Raw genomic sequence first — 17,726 nt, 5'->3', positions numbered from 1 at the left:
CAGCCGTGAAACAGACCAGCGCCGATGGTAGTGTGGCTTCTGCCCATGTGAGAGTAGGTCATCGTCAGGCTCTTAATCCCAAAACCCCGACAGCGTAAGCTGCCGGGGTTTTTTTATGGGATTAAGAGCCTGACGATGACCTGTTGTCCACTACAAGGCCCCATGTGACAAGCTTGCCAACGGCAAGCGCAGGACGCGGGAGCGCAGCGACGGCGGGGGCAAAGCCCCGAAGGCCGCAAGGCCTGAGCAATGTAGGTCATCCCAGCGCAAAGCGCTGGCCGAGGCCTACTACCCCACCTTCCAAATCTATGACACCGCTCACAGTGACATCGTGTAAACAACGTTATTATTTGTACAAGAACTGGCCAAAAACAAAATAATGCCAGCGAAAACGACATAAGTGTTCAGAGACACTCATCTAAAACAACAATAAACCGCATGGAAAAGTGTGGTTAATGGTGAGGTGTGTCTATGAAACGTGTTGTCTGGCTTTCGTTGGCGGCTTTATCGATTACCCCTCCCGCCATGGCGGACCTGCAGCCAATCTCCGACAGTGATATGTCAGAGGTAACTGGCCAGGCATTCATTTCCGTGGACCGCCAATACCACCCTGATGAAACCAATACCACCTCCTATACCCGCGTCAACCTGGGCATGGATGTCGATATCCAGACGAATGTGGATGTTCTTGAACTGGGCCGTTATGAACGGGAGGGGGAGAAGAGCGGGACCTCTGACGTCTACATTGAGGATTTTGCCCTCGGATATATCAATAATCAGGCCTATTTCGACCGTAATTCGAAAGCTCCGCGCCAGCTGAAACCGGAGGATTCCGCCTACGGAGAAGGCGAGATTGTCCCCTTCAGTATCGAGAACCCCTTCCTTGAATTTGCGTTCGATGAGGATGCCCAGGAAATCGTTGGTTTTCGCCTGGGTTTCGGCGAATCCATGGGCATTTTGTCTGGCAAGATCGAAACCCTGACAGGCAACGTCAACGTGGATATTATCGACCGCGGGGAGGGCCTCAGTGAGGCAAGCTCCAGCGGTAATTTCTTTGATCAGGTGATTGTTCTGCTGACTCCGTTGCTTGAGGGCGGCAGTCCCCTCCAGACCAAGGCACAGCTGGTCTATGGTGAAGAGGGTGATCCCAACATTGGTGAGCTGGATCCGATCCGGGCCGAGCATATCGGTATCCCCAACGGAGAGCGCTTCGTCCTTGAAGATGCCGGTGGTTTCACTCGCTGGTCGGTAAAGAACCTTATTGGTTGGGGTTCCAGCTCACGGATTGAAGTGCCCGACTGCTCATTCCTCAGTTGCGGTAGTGGCGATATCTATGTATATGCCCAGGATTGCCTGGTACTGGGCATCGACTCCTGCTTTGACCTCGATATCTACAACAGTTTCCCGATCGGTACGGTAGAGGAAGTCGGCGACGAACGCAGGATTACGGGCCCGGCCGATGGCGCGTTTATCTCCTTCCAGACCAAGGACCTCGACTGGCTCAAGGACGTAAAAAATACCAATCCGACCGCTGAGGATTTCATCCGGGCCACGTCAGGGGCATTCTTCAACATTCCCAATGGCGCTACCGAAGTGAACCTGAACGAGGCCCTCTATGGTACCGACCGTTACCGAACGGAGTACATTGACCGGGGCAGGGGGTTGTTCTGATGAAGCTAACCCCGAACCTGCACTATCGCGCTAAACGGGTGCCGGGAATTGTTGGCACTTCGTTTGTTCTGAGCGTTCTTCTGGCCGCAGGGATGGCAAACGCCGAGCTTGAGGATCTCTCCGAGAACGAACTGTCGGAGATTGATGGCGCCGGAATTGGTGTGGTACTGGAAGACTTCAAATTTTCCCATGGCACGGATGTGCCCGATGCTGACGGTAACCAGGCCCGGATCTTCAAGATTGGTGGCCTCAGGAGTACTGATGGGCGGGACGTCGAGATTGTGGTTAATCATCTCTATATTTCCGGTAATGGAAGCAACTACGGGCAAAACCTGAGCCCGGTCAACCTGGGGCGCCTGGTAAACCCCTATCGGATTGATGTGGTGGATGGAAACAATATAGGTATCAGGGATAAGGCGGTTCTGGAATTTGCAGCTCCGGCATTGGTGGACGTTACCCAGGGATACGACTGTATGAATTCCGGCGCCCTGGCGGGCAGTGGTGTCTGTTCCAGTCGCCCGGCGACGGCGGATTTTATGGGTGAGCGCCCGGATGTGGGTATGCAGATGAACGTCGCTGTCGGTGATGACCGGTCCGCCAATATCAACATCCACGCCAAAAGCGCCGTCATTGATGGCAGCTATCTCAGGCTCTGGGGCGACGACGATCGCCGGCAGATGGTTGGGCAGTTCAAACTGAATTTTCATACGCCGGAATTGTCGATCAACGCCTGCTCACAGGATGGCCTGTCCTGTGGTTCGCGCATCACCATGACCAATTTTGCACTGGAACTGGCTATTGGCAACCAGTTGCAGCCAGTGTTTTTCGATGTGGATGGCACCGGTAATTTTGTTGTTGAAGTGGCGGCGATTGACAAGCCTGCGCCGGGCGCAATTGGCGCCGATGGGTTGCGTGGCAGTAGCAATGCAGAAACCTGGGATTTCTACGAAGATTATTACACCAATCCCGACTACCGCAGCAATCTGCATATTGGCAATTTCTCGGTGGGGGACCGGGATTTTGGGTCGGCGAGGGTCGAGGGCATGCTCATCCAGCATCTTGATATCCGAACCAGGGATCTGGCGCCATGAACAGGCGTTACTGCCAGGCTGTGTTGGCAACACTGTTGCTGCTTGCGGTGAACCAGGCTGCAGGTGAGCTTGATCGTCTGAACGATCAGGATCTTTCCGAGGTGTCCGGCCAGGGCGGTATCTACCTCTCCGGCGACATCAGCATTAACGAAATGGGTGGCCCGATCGAGAACAGTTATTTTGGCCGCTGTGACGACCCGGACAAAAAATGTGGTGCCAGGCTGGCCTATCGCCTGAAAGAGGGTGGCGGCTGGATGGTGCTGGATGAAATAAAGGGTGATTTTGCCTTCGAAGGCCTGACGCTCAGAGTCCGCTCTATTGACTCGGGATTTGGTGGCGACGGTGAGCAGTTCAATGGTGACGTGATGGAGATCGGTCTGCCAGATACGGTCCGCTTTAACGACGTCCGGTTCAGGATTGCCGGTAGCAATACATTCAGGCCTACGGATCCTGGATTTCAGCAAACGGATATCTTTGCAGTGGAAATGCAGGGCGAGGTCATCATGGAGGGAAACCTGCTGGTTTTCCCCACGGGTAATCCATAGGGAGAAAGTATGGTTGGCTTCGGAGCTCGCTCCATGATGTGTCAATCGGTCGGGGCAATGGCGTTGGTATTATCGGCCCCCGTTTTGGCCGAGATGCAAAGCCTTGATGACGACGACATGGCCGCTATCAGCGGCCAGAGCGGTATTACCCTGGAAATGGAACTGGGCATGACCGCTGACCGGTTGTCCTACCTCGATGACGGCAACGGGATCTATCTGGAGGATTTCCGGGTGGGTTCCGCAAGCCGGTCGGGGGAATCCGCTGCTCACGTCATCAAGGTGGACATCACCGAGGACGCTTCGCTGAATCTCGATTACCTGGTTGAAGATCGCCGGATCGAGTTTGGCGATATCCGCCTCGCCGGCGCACCGGGTGTCGGGATGGGGGGTGTTTTCTTTGATCACAGCTTGCAGGGGAATTTGCGCATCAGTCCGGGAGGTGCGTTTGGCTCTTCGGGCTATACCTTCGATACTGCCTATACTATGACAGGCGGCCGCCTGGGCTATCGAACCAATGGTAATGAAGTCTTTCTCGACGACGTTACGCTCAGTGTGGAGGCGCTCGGCGTCACCCTTGACGTCGTTGGCAGTACTCTGGAGCTGAACGCACCCCGCATATCCGGCTCCTATGATGTGGGGGCGATTCGCTACAGTAGTAATCCTGCAAACCATGGCAACACCTACGATGTCTCCACCGGTCAGGCGCTGCCCAGCTATGGAGGGCTCAGCGGTACCTTTGATCTGTCCTCGAAAACGGGAGTCACCGCCGGCGGCCGGGAAGGAGAAGGTTTCCGCGTGGATAATGAAACCACAATAAACAGTGCTTCCTTTATATACCACGATGACAACAACGCGCTTGCGTTCCGGGACATTACCGGCCATTACAACCTAAATGACCTGCGCGTTGATATCGCCAAGGATCGGTTTGGCCGCGATGCGCTGGGGCTGACGCTGGGCTCTCTGGATGGGGAGTTCAATATTGGCCGCATCGAAATGGGAGCCGAGGGTCGCAGCATTGGCGAGGTGAATGTCAGTTTCATGCTACGGGATCACAGCTACAACGGTCGTAACTATACCAATGCGATCTACGTGCAGGGGGGAGGGCACCCTGATGCCGGCCCGCAGGGCCTGAGACTGTCCGCGGAATGGAGTCTGCAGTTGGCCGACCTGAGCTATACCGAGGACGGCAACCGGGTGATCTTCAGCGGCCTGCAGTCTTGGGGTCAGGGTGATGTTACGGTGAACGTTACCCGGGATGGCGAGCTTAACGGCACCCGTTTCTATGACGGTCTCAGAGTCGGTTTTGAGGATGTGAACGCCGGCTATCGAATCAATGGCCTGAGGGTGGGTAGTGACGATGCCCCCTTGCAGGGCGGAACCGAGTTGCTGCTGGCTCTGGGCTTCTACCCTGCCTATGAGTTTGAAATGGATGGCCAGGTCACGCTGGGCGCCGGCGGTGCCAGTGGCGAGGGGCTGACGATCAATTCGGATATCCGCATACGTAATGGCCGGGCCGCCATCATTGCGGCGCCCTATGATGAGGGTGATGGGGAGATTTCCCAGAAAGGCCTGTGGATCAGCGATCTGAGCTACGATGCTCATGTTCGTGATATGACCGTGGATGTGACCGAAGAAGGTCTTGCCATCATCAAGGGCGAAGCCTGGAGCATGATGGATGTGGGCAATTTGCGTATTGGCGACAAGGATAGGGGGGCAAGTTTCGGTCGCTTTGTCGTGCAGCAATACGAAACCGGGAGCAGCATGACGGTTGTCCCCGGCGGTGCGGGTGACGTTTGTGCCGGTGGGTCCGGGGCCACCCGGGCGGATTGCACGGCCTCGGGCGGCATTTGGGAAACCCGTGGGGACGAGGGTATTACCCTGCGGCTGAAGCAAATATTCGCCAGGGCCGTAAGCGATACCCGCAAGAACGCCTTTGCCTGGGAAACCAATCGTCAAATCGATGCCAGCGGGAATCCGATCAATAACACCGGGACCTGGTTGTTGCTCAATGATATCCACACCAGTGACGGTGGCGACTTCGACGGTGACGGAGTGGATGACAACACCTTCGGCATACGCACCGACCTGTCCGTGGACGTCTACCAGACCAAGATGGTCAAGAAAACCGATGGCCCGGATGCCCTGGGGGTCGCAGGCGCGAGGGGAGACGAAAAAATCATGGACCCGGCAGCCGCAGCGGGATACCGCTATGTATCGTCGCCGACCGCAACGGATCTTGAAAGCCGGCCCCTGGGCTTTGCAGTCCGGGCCAGGAGCCAGTTCCGGGAGCTCTCCATCAACAATATTGACCTGGTACACCCCACCGGAGGACCACAAACGGCGGTGTACGGTGTGAAAATGCAGAATTTCGATATCGAGGCGAACCTTACCGCCACCCCCATTCCCTGAGGCTCAGTGGGATTATTTGCGGGAATTGCGATGCCGCGACGGTCTCGTCCTTTGTCTTTTGGCTCAACGTGTTGTTTAATCCCGCCCTGATCCCATTCAAACACTCGGGCATGCCTTCATGAAATCCAGAGCACTCCTTGGTCTTTTGGCGGACGGCCAGGTTCACTCCGGTGAGTCACTTGCCAACAGTCTCGGTGTCAGTCGTACGGCAATCTGGAAGCAGATCCGGCGGGCGACGGACGAGGGTGTCCGCATAGAAACCATTCGCGGAAAGGGTTATCGCCTGCTGAGTGAGATGGACCTTCTCGACGCTGAACAGATTATGCAAGGCCTGGAGCCCCAGCGTCGTTCCGCCGTTGAACTGGTGGTGCTGGACGAGGTGGACTCGACCAATGCCGAGATTGTTCGCCGTCGCCCGGAGTCCGGGGCCGGGTTGGTTCCTGTGTGTATCGCGGATTGTCAGACTGCGGGCCGTGGCCGGCGTGGCCGGCCTTGGCAAAGTCCGCGGGGCCAGAACCTCTACCTGAGCCTGGGGCTGACCTTTCGTGGCAGCTTCGCCATGCTGGACGGGCTGAGCCTGGTTCTGGGGGTGGCCGTCGCTGAAGCTCTGGAGCAACAGGGAGTCGTCGATGTGGGACTGAAGTGGCCCAACGACATCTTCATCGGGGGCAGCAAGCTGGCAGGTATCCTGGTTGAGCTCCAGGGTGAGCTCGAGGAAGGTGTTGTGCAGGTTGTGGCTGGCATTGGCCTGAACGTACATATGAAAGAGGCAGCGGCCGTGGACCAGTCCTGGAATAGTCTCGCCATGGCCGTGCCTGAACGTCGATGGTGCCGTAGCGAGCTTGCCGCAGCGCTCATTAACTCGGTTTTACGTGCGGTGGACGAATTCGCTGAGCAGGGTTTTGGCGGGTTCAGGGCGCGTTGGCAGAGTCGGGATATTTTTTCCGGCAAGGCCCTGGTTGCCAGCCAGGGAACATTGGCCGGAATCGGTCGTGGCATTGATGACTCCGGCAATTACCTCATTGCCGATGGTGAAGAGTTGGTCAAGGTCCGTGCCGGTGAGATAAGCCTGCGGGTGCAGCCATGAAACTACTGGTTGATGCGGGCAATACCCGGCTGAAGTGGCAGCTGTGTGGTGATCGTAATGTGGTCCACAGCGGGTTCGTGGGGCTGGACGCGGACGAACCATTCAGCGAGATCACTCGCTGGTCCGGAGACATCGAGCGAATTGCGGTATCCACTGTGATCTCGGAAGACAAGCGCCGGCACCTGCAGTCGAGGCTGGAAGCCTTGTGTGCAGCGCCCATTGTTTTCCACTGGGCTGAAAGCCGGCGTGGTGGGCTGGTCAATGCCTATACGGATACGGAAAAGATGGGCGCTGATCGCTGGCACGCTATGTACGGTGCCTGGAGCGCCGGCCCGGGCGGCTTTGCGGTTATCGATGCGGGTAGTGCCATCACCGTTGACTATGTCAGTGGCTCCGGGAAACATCTGGGGGGGTACATTCTGCCGGGCAAGCAGATGATGCTCCGCTCGCTCAGGCAGGATGCTGCAAGGATTGGTTTTGACACCCGCGATGCCCGGGCAGGGGAGCCGGGAGCGTCGACCACGGAATGCGTACAGCATGGGCTGGTCTGGCTCTGGGAATCAATGGTCGCCAGGATTCAGGCCGACTGTGCTCGTTTTGGTCTGGAACGGACCATTGTGACGGGTGGTGACGCCGAGGCGCTTAACAACGCCGGTCTTTCAGCCACTCATGAGCCCTGGCTGGTGCTTGTGGGGCTTGCGGCTATTGACCAGGAGAGGGAGCTGGAATGAGATGGTTTGCGGTTGCCCTGCTGTTGCTCAACGCGGCTTTATGGTTCTACAGCGACAATACTGGCCCCAAGCGTGTTGCCATTGTTTCTGAGCGGCAGGCCCTGCCCCGGGTGACAGACCTGAAGCCTTCCGCACAAAACGACGACATTGAAGCTGAGGCAGAAACACCGAGCGAGCCATCCGGCCAGTTGGCGGTCCCGGTTGAGCCGGTACCTCCGCGAGAAACGTCACGCCCGCAAACCTTTTGTATCCGGCTCGGGTGGTTCGATTCCGCTGACGCGGCACTGGCTGGCTATCGGGCCCTGAATCAGCCTGGAACCGATTATGAGGTGCTTGAAAAGGAGCGAGAGTTGTCTCCCTTGCACTGGGTGATTGTCCCGCCTCAACCGGAAGATCGGGCCCTCGAACTGTTTCGAAGTCTCCAGCAACGGGGGATCGACTCCTACCTTGTGACCCGGGGTGAAAACAGAAATGCGATATCGCTTGGCCTGTTTGAGTCCCGGCAGGCGGCCGAAAATGTCCTGGAAGAAAAAAAACGCCAGAATCTCAATGCAATACTGGCCAACTTCCCCCGAAATCAGATAAGCTACGCGCTCGTTTTTGAAGACCAACTGTCGCCGGATTCCGGTGCGGTTGAGGCGGCGGAAATGGATTACAGTGAGAATTTCGATCTGGTCGAAATCAGGCGTTGTGAAGGTGTTGCAACGCGTTCTGAAAATCCGTAGTATACCGCCCTCGCTGAAGAGGCGAATGTGAGCTGGCGTAGCTCAGTTGGTAGAGCAGCTGACTTGTAATCAGCAGGTCGGGGGTTCGATTCCGTCCGCCAGCTCCACTTTAAGTTTAGGCAGGTTTGCCGGTGGCAGGCCTGACTCGGAGGGGTTCCCGAGTGGCCAAAGGGATCAGACTGTAAATCTGACGCGAAAGCTTCGCAGGTTCGAATCCTGCCCCCTCCACCACTTATTGCTCGCGGGCATCGTATAGTGGCTATTACCTCAGCCTTCCAAGCTGATGACGCGGGTTCGATTCCCGCTGCCCGCTCCAATTTGTAGTGTTGAAAGCGCTCATGTAGCTCAGTCGGTAGAGCACATCCTTGGTAAGGATGAGGTCACCGGTTCAATTCCGGTCATGAGCTCCATTATTTGTCCGGTCAACGTTACGGTCCAGTTGATTAGGGAGATAGGTCGAATGTCTAAAGCAAAATTTGAGCGTAATAAGCCGCACGTAAACGTGGGCACCATTGGTCACGTAGACCATGGCAAGACCACGCTGACAGCCGCGCTGACTCGTGTGTGTCACGAAGTGTGGGGTACTGGTAGTGCAAGCGCATTCGATTCGATCGATAACGCACCGGAAGAGAAGGCGCGTGGTATTACCATCGCGACGTCTCACGTTGAGTATGATTCGCCGGCGCGCCACTATGCCCACGTAGACTGCCCGGGCCACGCTGACTATGTGAAGAACATGATCACGGGTGCGGCGCAGATGGACGGCGCGATCCTGGTTTGTTCCGCAGCTGACGGCCCCATGCCGCAGACTCGCGAGCACATCCTGCTGTCCCGTCAGGTAGGCGTTCCGTTCATCGTTGTGTTCCTGAACAAGGCGGACATGGTTGATGACGAGGAGCTGCTGGAGCTGGTCGAGATGGAAGTTCGCGAACTGCTGAGCCAGTACGACTTCCCGGGCGACGACACGCCGATCGTAACCGGTTCTGCGCTGATGGCGCTGGAAGGTAAGGACGACAACGAGATGGGAACTACCGCTGTTCGTAAGCTGGTAGAGGCCCTGGACGAGTACATCCCGGATCCGGAGCGTGCGATTGATCAGCCGTTCCTGATGCCGATTGAGGACGTTTTCTCGATCTCCGGTCGTGGTACTGTGGTGACCGGTCGTGTAGAGCGTGGCATCATCAAGGTGGGTGACGAAGTGGAAATCGTCGGTATCAAGGATACCGTGAAGACCGTTTGTACCGGCGTTGAGATGTTCCGCAAGCTGCTGGACGAAGGCCGTGCTGGTGAGAACGTTGGTGTACTGCTGCGTGGTACCAAGCGTGACGACGTAGAGCGTGGTCAGGTTCTGTGTGTGCCGGGCTCTATCAAGCCGCACACCAAGTTCGAGTGCGAAGTGTACGTACTGAGCAAAGAAGAAGGTGGTCGTCATACCCCGTTCTTTAAGGGTTACCGTCCGCAGTTTTACTTCCGTACCACCGACGTCACAGGTTCCTGTGAGCTGCCGGAGGGTGTGGAAATGGTAATGCCGGGTGACAACGTGAAGATGAGTGTTACCCTGATTGCTCCGATCGCCATGGAAGATGGTCTGCGCTTCGCGATTCGCGAAGGTGGCCGTACCGTTGGTGCCGGCGTAGTCTCAAAGATCATCGAGTAATTGCTCTTTTTGAGTAAGAACTTGAAGTAAGTGCGCTGAGTTGTTTCGGTGCAGGCCAGTAGCTCAATTGGCAGAGCAGCGGTCTCCAAAACCGCAGGTTGGGGGTTCGATTCCCTCCTGGCCTGCCATTTTTTAACATCCGGATACATAAGCTGATTCCTATGGAGTCAAAAGCCGATCGTTCAACCAGTGGCTTCGATGCAGTAAAGTGGCTGGTTGTTTTTGTTCTGATTGCCATCGGTGTCGTTGGCAATCAGTATTTTAATGCCGAGTCACTGCTGTATCGGGTGCTGGCTCTCGTAGCTCTTGCTCTGGTCGCCGCTTTTGTGGCGCTCCAAACTGAGCGTGGTCGGCGTTTTGCGACCCTGCTCAAGGAAGCCAGGGTTGAAATCCGGAAGGTCGTATGGCCCACCAGGCCGGAGCTGATCCAGACTACAGCCATCGTTGTTGTGTTTGTGTTGGTTGTGGCGCTGATGCTGTGGGGTATGGATTCGTTGATCAGTTGGCTGGTCTCCGGAGTTATCGGGTAACAGGAGTGGGCAATGGCTAAGCGCTGGTACGTCGTTCATGCGTATTCTGGCTTCGAAAAGCACGTGATGCGCACTCTCAGGGAGCGTATTGCTCTCAACGGCTTGGAAGATAAGTTCGGCGAGATTCTTGTGCCGACTGAAGAAGTCGTCGAGATGCGTGACGGGAAGAAGCGCAAGAGTGAGCGCAAGTTCTACCCTGGATACGTTCTGGTGCAGATGGAAATGGATGACGGCACCTGGCACCTGGTCAAGAACACGCCCAGGGTTCTTGGTTTCATTGGTGGTACCAAGGACAAGCCGGCTCCCATCACGGAGAAAGAAGCTGAGGCTATTCTTCGCCGTGTTGAAAGCGGCGCTGACAAGCCCAAGCCGAAGACTCTGTTTGAGCCGGGCGAGGTTGTACGCGTCACAGAAGGCCCGTTCGCGGACTTCAATGGCGTGGTTGAAGAAGTTGACTACGACAAGAGTCGGGTCAAGGTTGCCGTGCTGATTTTCGGCCGTTCAACTCCGGTAGAACTAGAGTTTGGGCAAGTCGAAAAAGACTGATTGGCAGCCTTACATGCTGAGAGCTCGCGCGCTATGGCGACGCGGGCTTTTTGTGTCTGCTTTAGGCAGTTGTAAATACAGGGGAGCCGAAAGGCGTTCGCACCCACAGGAGAAAAATCATGGCTAAGAAGATTGACGCATATATCAAGCTTCAGGTTGCTGCCGGCAAGGCCAACCCGAGTCCCCCCGTTGGTCCTGCGCTGGGTCAGCGCGGCGTAAACATCATGGAGTTCTGCAAAGCGTTTAATGCGCAGACCCAGGATATGGAGCCGGGCCTGCCGATTCCGACGGTTATTACCGTTTACAGTGATCGCAGCTTTACCTTTATCACCAAGACTCCGCCTGCACCGGTTCTTCTGAAGAAAGCCGCGGGTATCAAGAGTGGCTCCGGTCGTCCGAACACCGACAAGGTCGGCACCGTGACCCGTGAGCAGCTCGAAGAGATCGCCAAGACCAAGGAGCCGGATCTGACTGCCGCCGATATGGATGCAGCAGTTCGTACCATTGCAGGAACAGCCCGCAGTATGGGCCTGAACGTGGAGGGCCTGTAACATGGCAAAGCTTAGCAAGCGTCAGAAGCTGATTCGTGAAAAAGTAGACGCCACCCGCGCCTATTCGGTTGACGAGGCAGTATCACTGCTGGTTGAACTGGGTGAAAGCGTCAAGTTCAAGGAATCCGTAGACGTCGCCGTTAATCTCGGCGTAGATGCGCGTAAATCCGATCAGGTGGTGCGTAGCAGCACCGTTCTGCCACACGGCACCGGCAAGACGGTTCGTGTAGCGGTATTCACCCAGGGTGCAAACGCCGAGAAGGCAACTGCAGCCGGCGCTGATATCGTTGGTATGGATGACCTGGCTGAAGAAGTCAAAAAAGGCAACATGGATTTCGATGTGGTTATTGCCACTCCGGATGCCATGCGTGTTGTCGGTCAGTTGGGCCAGATCCTTGGTCCCCGTGGCCTGATGCCGAACCCGAAAGTCGGCACCGTTACCCCGGACGTTGAGACTGCCGTAAAGAATGCCAAGGCAGGTCAGGTTCGTTACCGTACTGACAAGAACGGTATCATCCATGCGCCGATGGGTAATGTGGAATTCTCTGCGCAGAACATCAAGGAAAACCTTGAGGCTCTGATCGCGGATCTGAAAAAGGCCAAGCCGTCTTCCTCGAAAGGTGTTTACCTCAAGAAGGTAACCCTGTCGTCGACGATGGGCCCTGGTCTGACTATCGATCAGAGTGCTCTGAACATCTGAGCAACCGGTCGGTAGTTACTTTGTAGTCTGGGCGGAAGCCAAGGCTGTCAAAGACCGCAGGCCCCTGAAGCCTTCTGGCTATATGGGTTAAAGCAACGCCTGCGCAGACGGTGTGAAGACGTTCTCTCTGAACCCAAACACCGTTAGGAGCCCCGCGAGGGGTATATGTGGGTTTGCCGGGATATCCCTGGCGAAATCGAGGAGAAATCCAGTGGCAATTAGACTCGAAGACAAGAAAGCGATCGTCGCTGAAGTCAACGAGACTGCCGGTGGTGCTCTGTCTGTTGTTCTGGCTGACTACCGTGGTATCACCTCTGGTGATATGACGGCGCTGCGAGCTAAGGCCCGTGCTGAGAGCGTTCATCTGAAGGTTGTTCGTAACAACCTGGCGAAGATCGCTATCCGCGGTACCGAGTTCGAGTGTATTGATGCGGCGCTGGTCGGCCCGACAATTCTGGCATTCTCAATGGAAGATCCGGGTGCGGCTGCACGCCTGCTGAAGGATTTTGCCAAAGAGAAAGAGGCATTCGAGATCAAAGGCCTGGCCGTCGGCGGTGAGCTGATGGGCGCAGACCAGATCGATCGCCTTGCCAAGCTGCCGACACGCCATGAGGCGTTGACGATGCTGGCTGCAGTAACACAGGCACCAATCACCAAGCTGGCGCGGACACTGAACGAAGTACCAACAAAAGTGACCCGTGCTGTAGCGGCAGTTCGAGACCAGAAGCAAGAAGCTGCTTGATTCTGTTGAACACCATTTTTATATTTTTGGGAGAAAGTCATGGCTCTGTCTAACGAAGACATTTTGAACGCAATTGCTGAAATGAGCGTAATGGACGTTGTTGCGCTGGTTGAAGCAATGGAAGAGAAATTCGGCGTGTCTGCAGCTGCTGCTGTAGCTGCCGCTCCGGCTGCTGCCGGTGGCGAAGCCGCCGCTGCTGAAGAGCAGACTGAATTTGACGTTGTTCTTACCGGTCCTGGTGAGAAGAAAGTAAACGTTATCAAGGCCGTTCGTGAACTGACTGGCCTGGGTCTGAAAGAAGCCAAGGAAATGGTCGACAGCGCTCCTTCCGTTATCAAGGAAGCAGCGAGCAAAGACGACGCTGAAGCCGCCAAGAAGAAGCTTGAGGAAGCAGGCGCTTCTGTTGAGCTCAAGTAAGAGTTGGCTGTTGATCGAAACCGTGCGTTAAGCATGGACAGGCTGGTGGCCGTGTGCCACCGGCCTTTTTCTGTTGTATATGCTATAGACTCTGAACGCCGATCTTGTGGTGCTGTCAGAATCTATAACCTACAGCGAGAGTCTTGTTCAAGACGGCGCAGTAAGCCGAGCAATTCGGCCCCGAAGCATGAAAATGGTTGCTTCTTGATACCAGGTATCAGGTCTAAAGCTGGGGAATGCAGATGACTTACTCCTATACTGAGAAAAAGCGGATTCGCAAAGATTTTAGTAAATTGCCATCCGTGATGGATGTTCCCTATTTGCTGTCTATACAGCTGGATTCGTTCCGGGACTTCCTCCAAAGTGAAGCCGCACCCGAAAATCGTCGGGAAACCGGTCTCCACGCAGCATTCAAATCCGTATTCCCGATTGTCAGTTATTCTGGCAATGCCGCACTCGAATACGTGAGTTACCGCATCGGCGAGCCGGTATTTGACGTCAAGGAATGCCAGCTTAGGGGCGTAACCTACGCAGCGCCGCTGCGGGTTAAAGTAAGACTTATCATTTACGATAAGGAATCGTCCAACAAGGCGATCAAGGATATTAAAGAGCAGGAAGTCTACATGGGCGAAATGCCCCTGATGACCGAGAACGGTACCTTCGTTATCAACGGTACCGAGCGTGTTATCGTTTCCCAGCTCCACCGTTCACCCGGTGTGTTCTTCGATCATGACAAGGGAAAGACCCACTCGTCAGGCAAGCTGCTGTATTCGGCGCGGGTTATTCCTTACCGTGGTTCCTGGCTGGACTTCGAGTTCGACGCCAAGGACTCGGTCTTCGTCCGTATCGATCGTCGCCGCAAACTGCCGGCGTCAATCCTCCTGCGTGCCCTGGGTTACAACTCCGAGCAGATGCTGGAGATGTTCTTCGATACCAGTAAGTTCAGTATCGGCCCCGAAGTGTGCAAGCTGGAGCTGGTGCCGAGCCGCTTGCGTGGTGATATCGCTACGTTCGATATCAAGGACAAGAAAGGCAATGTCATCGTCGAGGAAGGCCGCCGGATTACCGCTCGTCATATCAAGCAGCTTGAAAAAGCTGGCCTGACCGAGCTGGAAGTTCCGACCGAGTACCTTTACGGTCGCGTGCTGTCCAAGGACATGGTTGACACCAAGTCCGGAGAGGTTCTGGTTGAGTGCAATACCGAGCTCACTGAAGAGGTTGTTACCAAGATCCTGGATTCCGGTGTGACAGAGATTGAAACCCTGTACACCAACGACCTGGATTGTGGCCCGTTCATGTCGGACACACTGCGCATCGACCCGACCCGCACGCCGCTTGAGGCGCTGGTCGAAATCTATCGCATGATGCGCCCGGGCGAACCGCCCACCAAGGAATCGGCAGAGAATCTGTTCAACAACCTGTTCTTCTCGGAAGAGCGGTATGACCTGTCCTCTGTTGGCCGCATGAAGCTGAACCGTCGCCTGCGCCGTGAAGAAAGCACCGGTGAAGGTACGCTGACCCACGACGATATTATCGATGTCCTTAAGACGCTGATCGATATCCGTAACGGCCAGGGCAATGTCGATGACATTGATAACCTGGGTAACCGCCGTGTGCGCTGTGTCGGCGAGATGGCCGAGAATCAGTTCCGGGTTGGCCTGGTTCGCGTTGAGCGCGCCGTTCGTGAGCGCTTGAGCCTGGCAGAAAGTGAAGGCCTGATGCCTCAGGATCTGATCAACGCCAAGCCGGTTGCTGCTGCGGTTAAAGAGTTCTTCGGTTCCAGCCAGTTGTCCCAGTTCATGGACCAGAACAACCCGCTGTCTGAAGTGACTCACAAGCGCCGTATCTCGGCTCTTGGGCCAGGCGGCCTGACCCGTGAGCGTGCCGGTTTCGAGGTTCGTGACGTACACCCGACTCACTACGGTCGTGTCTGTCCCATCGAAACACCGGAAGGTCCGAACATCGGTCTGATCAACTCGTTGGCGACCTATGCCCGTTCCAACTCCTACGGTTTCCTCGAGAGCCCGTACCGGAAGGTTGTCGACGGCCAGGTTACCGATGAAGTGGTTTACCTCTCGGCTATCGAAGAGAGCAACTACATTATCGCCCAGGCCAGCGCTGCAATGGACGAGAACAATCGTCTGGCTGATGAACTGGTTACCGTTCGTCATCAGAACGAGTTCACCGTGACGCCGCCGGAAAACGTCAACTTCATGGACGTGTCTCCACGCCAGGTGGTTTCGGTAGCCGCTTCGCTGATTCCGTTCCTTGAGCACGATGACGCCAACCGCGCATTGATGGGCTCGAACATGCAGCGCCAGGCGGTCCCGACACTGCGTTCACAGGTACCGTTGGTTGGTACCGGTGTTGAGCGCACCGTGGCCCAGGACTCCGGTGTGTGTGTAACGGCCCGTCGTGGTGGTGTGATTGAAAGCGTCGACGCGGCCCGCATCGTGGTACGGGTTAACGACGACGAGACCGAAGCCGGTGATGCTGGTGTGGATATCTACAACCTCACCAAGTACACCCGTTCAAACCAGAACACCTGTATCAATCAGCGTTCCATCGTCAACCAGGGCGACGAAATTGCCCGTGGTGACGTGCTGGCTGACGGTCCTTCGGTGGATCTGGGTGAACTGGCCCTGGGCCAGAACATGCGCATCGCGTTCATGCCCTGGAACGGTTACAACTTTGAGGATTCCATCCTTATTTCCGAGAAAGTGGTTCAGGAAGATCGTCTGACCACCATCCACATCCAGGAACTGACCTGTGTGGCCCGGGATACCAAGCTGGGTAGCGAGGAAATCACTGCGGATATTCCGAACGTTGGTGAAAGTGCGCTGTCCAAGCTGGATGAGTCCGGTATCGTCTATATCGGTGCGGAAGTTGGCCCCGGGGACATCCTGGTCGGCAAGGTAACGCCCAAGGGTGAGACCCAGTTGACGCCGGAGGAGAAGCTGCTGAGGGCTATCTTCGGTGAGAAGGCCTCGGACGTTAAGGACACGTCCTCACGTGTGCCTACCGGCACCCGTGGTACGGTTATCGACGTTCAGGTCTTTACCCGTGACGGCATCGAGAAGGACACGCGTGCCCAGTCCATCGAGAAAGAGCAGTTGGACGAGTACCGCAAGGACCTGAAGGACGAGTATCGCATCGTTGAAGGCGCAACCTATGAGCGCCTGACGAGCGCGCTCAAGGACCAGGAAGTTATCAGCGGCCCGGGCCTCAAGAAAGGCGCCAAGCTGGACGAGTCCTACCTGGCAGAGTTGCCACGTGATGACTGGTTCAAGCTGCGGATGAAAGACGAGGCGCTGAACGAGCTGCTGGAGAAATCCGAGCAGGGCCTTGAAGATCGCAAGAAAGACCACGAAGCGCGCTTTGACGACAAGAAAGGCAAGCTTCAGCAGGGCGATGACCTTGCTCCGGGCGTTCTCAAGATCGTCAAGGTGTACCTCGCGATCAAGCGTCGGATTCAGCCGGGCGACAAGATGGCCGGCCGTCACGGTAACAAGGGTGTTATCTCCGCGGTTATGCCGATTGAGGACATGCCCTACGACGAGTACGGTAATACCGTTGACATCGTGCTGAACCCGCTGGGTGTACCGTCGCGGATGAACGTCGGTCAGGTTCTCGAGACTCACCTGGGTGCCGCCGCCAAGGGGTTGGGTGAGCGCATCAGTCGGATGCTGGACGAGCAGCGCAAGATCGCTGAACTCCGCAGCCTGCTGGACGAGATCTATAACCACTCGGATGAGGTCACGCATGTGGACCTGGATTCGCTGAGTGACAAAGAGATCCTGGCGCTGGCCAACAACCTGCGCACGGGTGTTCCCATGGCAACGCCGGTGTTCGATGGTGCCAAGGAGGCTGAGGTCAAGCGCATGCTTGAGCTGGCAGGCCTGAGTACGACTGGCCAGACTGTGCTGTATGACGGCCGTACCGGCGACGAGTTTGATCGCCCGGTGACGGTTGGCTACATGTACATCCTCAAGCTGAACCACTTGATCGACGACAAGATGCACGCTCGTTCCACCGGTTCGTACAGCCTGGTTACCCAGCAGCCGCTGGGTGGTAAGGCGCAGTTCGGTGGTCAGCGCTTCGGTGAGATGGAAGTGTGGGCCCTTGAGGCTTACGGTGCGGCGTATACGCTGCAGGAAATGCTTACCGTTAAGTCTGATGATGTGAACGGTCGGACCAAGATGTACAAGAACATTGTCGATGGAGACCATCGTATGGAGCCGGGCATGCCCGAATCCTTCAATGTTCTGGTCAAGGAAATCCGCTCGCTGGGTATCGACATCGAGCTGGAATCCGACTGAGCCGA

Annotated in this window: 15 protein-coding genes and 5 tRNA genes; all 20 read left to right on the top strand. The window is 56.1% G+C overall.

Annotation, left to right across the window (positions count from 1 at the left end):
- Nucleotides 1-471: 471 nt before the first annotated feature.
- The 20 genes from NLU14_RS14075 (at nucleotide 472) to rpoB (ending at nucleotide 17,721) form a co-directional block, all read left to right on the top strand.
- The gene (locus NLU14_RS14075; RefSeq protein WP_275707539.1) at nucleotides 472-1,671 is read left to right on the top strand and encodes a hypothetical protein; all 1,200 of its coding nucleotides are present in this window, start codon (nucleotides 472-474) and stop codon (nucleotides 1,669-1,671) included.
- Nucleotides 1,671-2,762, top strand: coding sequence for a hypothetical protein (locus NLU14_RS14070; RefSeq protein WP_275707537.1), 1,092 nt, complete (start codon nucleotides 1,671-1,673; stop codon nucleotides 2,760-2,762). The genes NLU14_RS14075 and NLU14_RS14070 overlap by 1 nt, the downstream gene beginning before the upstream one ends.
- A complete protein-coding gene (locus NLU14_RS14065; RefSeq protein WP_275707536.1) occupies nucleotides 2,759-3,307 on the top strand; it encodes a hypothetical protein in 549 nt (182 codons plus the stop codon). The genes NLU14_RS14070 and NLU14_RS14065 overlap by 4 nt, the downstream gene beginning before the upstream one ends.
- Nucleotides 3,308-3,340: 33 nt before the next feature.
- On the top strand, nucleotides 3,341-5,716 hold the full coding sequence (locus NLU14_RS14060) for a DUF6160 family protein (RefSeq protein WP_275707534.1): 2,376 nt from the start codon (nucleotides 3,341-3,343) through the stop codon (nucleotides 5,714-5,716).
- Nucleotides 5,717-5,834: 118 nt separating this feature from the next.
- Nucleotides 5,835-6,803, top strand: a complete 969-nt coding sequence (locus NLU14_RS14055; protein ID WP_275707532.1) for a biotin--[acetyl-CoA-carboxylase] ligase — start codon at nucleotides 5,835-5,837, stop codon at nucleotides 6,801-6,803.
- Entirely contained in the window at nucleotides 6,800-7,534 is a 735-nt protein-coding gene (locus tag NLU14_RS14050; RefSeq protein WP_275707530.1) for a type III pantothenate kinase, read from the top strand. The genes NLU14_RS14055 and NLU14_RS14050 overlap by 4 nt, the downstream gene beginning before the upstream one ends.
- Nucleotides 7,531-8,259 carry an SPOR domain-containing protein gene (locus tag NLU14_RS14045; RefSeq protein WP_275707528.1) on the top strand — a complete coding sequence of 243 codons (729 nt, stop codon included), beginning with the start codon at nucleotides 7,531-7,533 and terminating at the stop codon, nucleotides 8,257-8,259. Before NLU14_RS14050 ends, NLU14_RS14045 begins: the two co-directional genes overlap by 4 nt.
- A 31-nt stretch (nucleotides 8,260-8,290) precedes the next feature.
- Nucleotides 8,291-8,366: transfer RNA gene (locus tag NLU14_RS14040), tRNA-Thr, on the top strand.
- 40 nt (nucleotides 8,367-8,406) lie between these two features.
- Nucleotides 8,407-8,490 (top strand) — tRNA-Tyr (locus NLU14_RS14035).
- A gap of 10 nt (nucleotides 8,491-8,500) precedes the next feature.
- A tRNA-Gly gene (locus NLU14_RS14030) sits at nucleotides 8,501-8,575 on the top strand.
- A gap of 18 nt (nucleotides 8,576-8,593) precedes the next feature.
- Nucleotides 8,594-8,669, top strand: a tRNA-Thr gene (locus NLU14_RS14025).
- Nucleotides 8,670-8,719: 50 nt separating this feature from the next.
- A complete protein-coding gene (gene tuf, locus NLU14_RS14020; protein WP_275707513.1) occupies nucleotides 8,720-9,916 on the top strand; it encodes an elongation factor Tu in 1,197 nt (398 codons plus the stop codon).
- 52 nt (nucleotides 9,917-9,968) lie between these two features.
- Nucleotides 9,969-10,044, top strand: a tRNA-Trp gene (locus NLU14_RS14015).
- Between the two features lie 33 nt (nucleotides 10,045-10,077).
- Nucleotides 10,078-10,446, top strand: coding sequence for a preprotein translocase subunit SecE (secE, locus tag NLU14_RS14010; protein ID WP_275707526.1), 369 nt, complete (start codon nucleotides 10,078-10,080; stop codon nucleotides 10,444-10,446).
- A gap of 12 nt (nucleotides 10,447-10,458) precedes the next feature.
- The gene (gene nusG, locus NLU14_RS14005; protein ID WP_275707524.1) at nucleotides 10,459-10,992 is read left to right on the top strand and encodes a transcription termination/antitermination protein NusG; all 534 of its coding nucleotides are present in this window, start codon (nucleotides 10,459-10,461) and stop codon (nucleotides 10,990-10,992) included.
- Between the two features lie 119 nt (nucleotides 10,993-11,111).
- Nucleotides 11,112-11,543, top strand: coding sequence for a 50S ribosomal protein L11 (gene rplK, locus NLU14_RS14000; RefSeq protein ID WP_099619734.1), 432 nt, complete (start codon nucleotides 11,112-11,114; stop codon nucleotides 11,541-11,543).
- A gap of 1 nt (nucleotide 11,544) precedes the next feature.
- Nucleotides 11,545-12,243, top strand: coding sequence for a 50S ribosomal protein L1 (gene rplA, locus NLU14_RS13995; RefSeq protein WP_275707522.1), 699 nt, complete (start codon nucleotides 11,545-11,547; stop codon nucleotides 12,241-12,243).
- A 211-nt stretch (nucleotides 12,244-12,454) separates the two neighbouring features.
- Nucleotides 12,455-12,985, top strand: a complete 531-nt coding sequence (gene rplJ / locus NLU14_RS13990) for a 50S ribosomal protein L10 (RefSeq protein ID WP_007154025.1) — start codon at nucleotides 12,455-12,457, stop codon at nucleotides 12,983-12,985.
- Nucleotides 12,986-13,024: 39 nt separating this feature from the next.
- Complete coding sequence (rplL, locus tag NLU14_RS13985; protein WP_150914323.1) at nucleotides 13,025-13,402, top strand: 50S ribosomal protein L7/L12; 378 nt, start codon at nucleotides 13,025-13,027, stop codon at nucleotides 13,400-13,402.
- A gap of 242 nt (nucleotides 13,403-13,644) precedes the next feature.
- On the top strand, nucleotides 13,645-17,721 hold the full coding sequence (gene rpoB / locus NLU14_RS13980; protein WP_275707520.1) for a DNA-directed RNA polymerase subunit beta: 4,077 nt from the start codon (nucleotides 13,645-13,647) through the stop codon (nucleotides 17,719-17,721).
- Nucleotides 17,722-17,726 lie beyond the last annotated feature (5 nt).

Source organism: Marinobacter iranensis (assembly GCF_029207565.1).
In the GTDB taxonomy this organism is placed as follows: domain Bacteria; phylum Pseudomonadota; class Gammaproteobacteria; order Pseudomonadales; family Oleiphilaceae; genus Marinobacter; species Marinobacter iranensis.
This window is presented reverse-complemented; position numbering and strand designations above follow the sequence as displayed.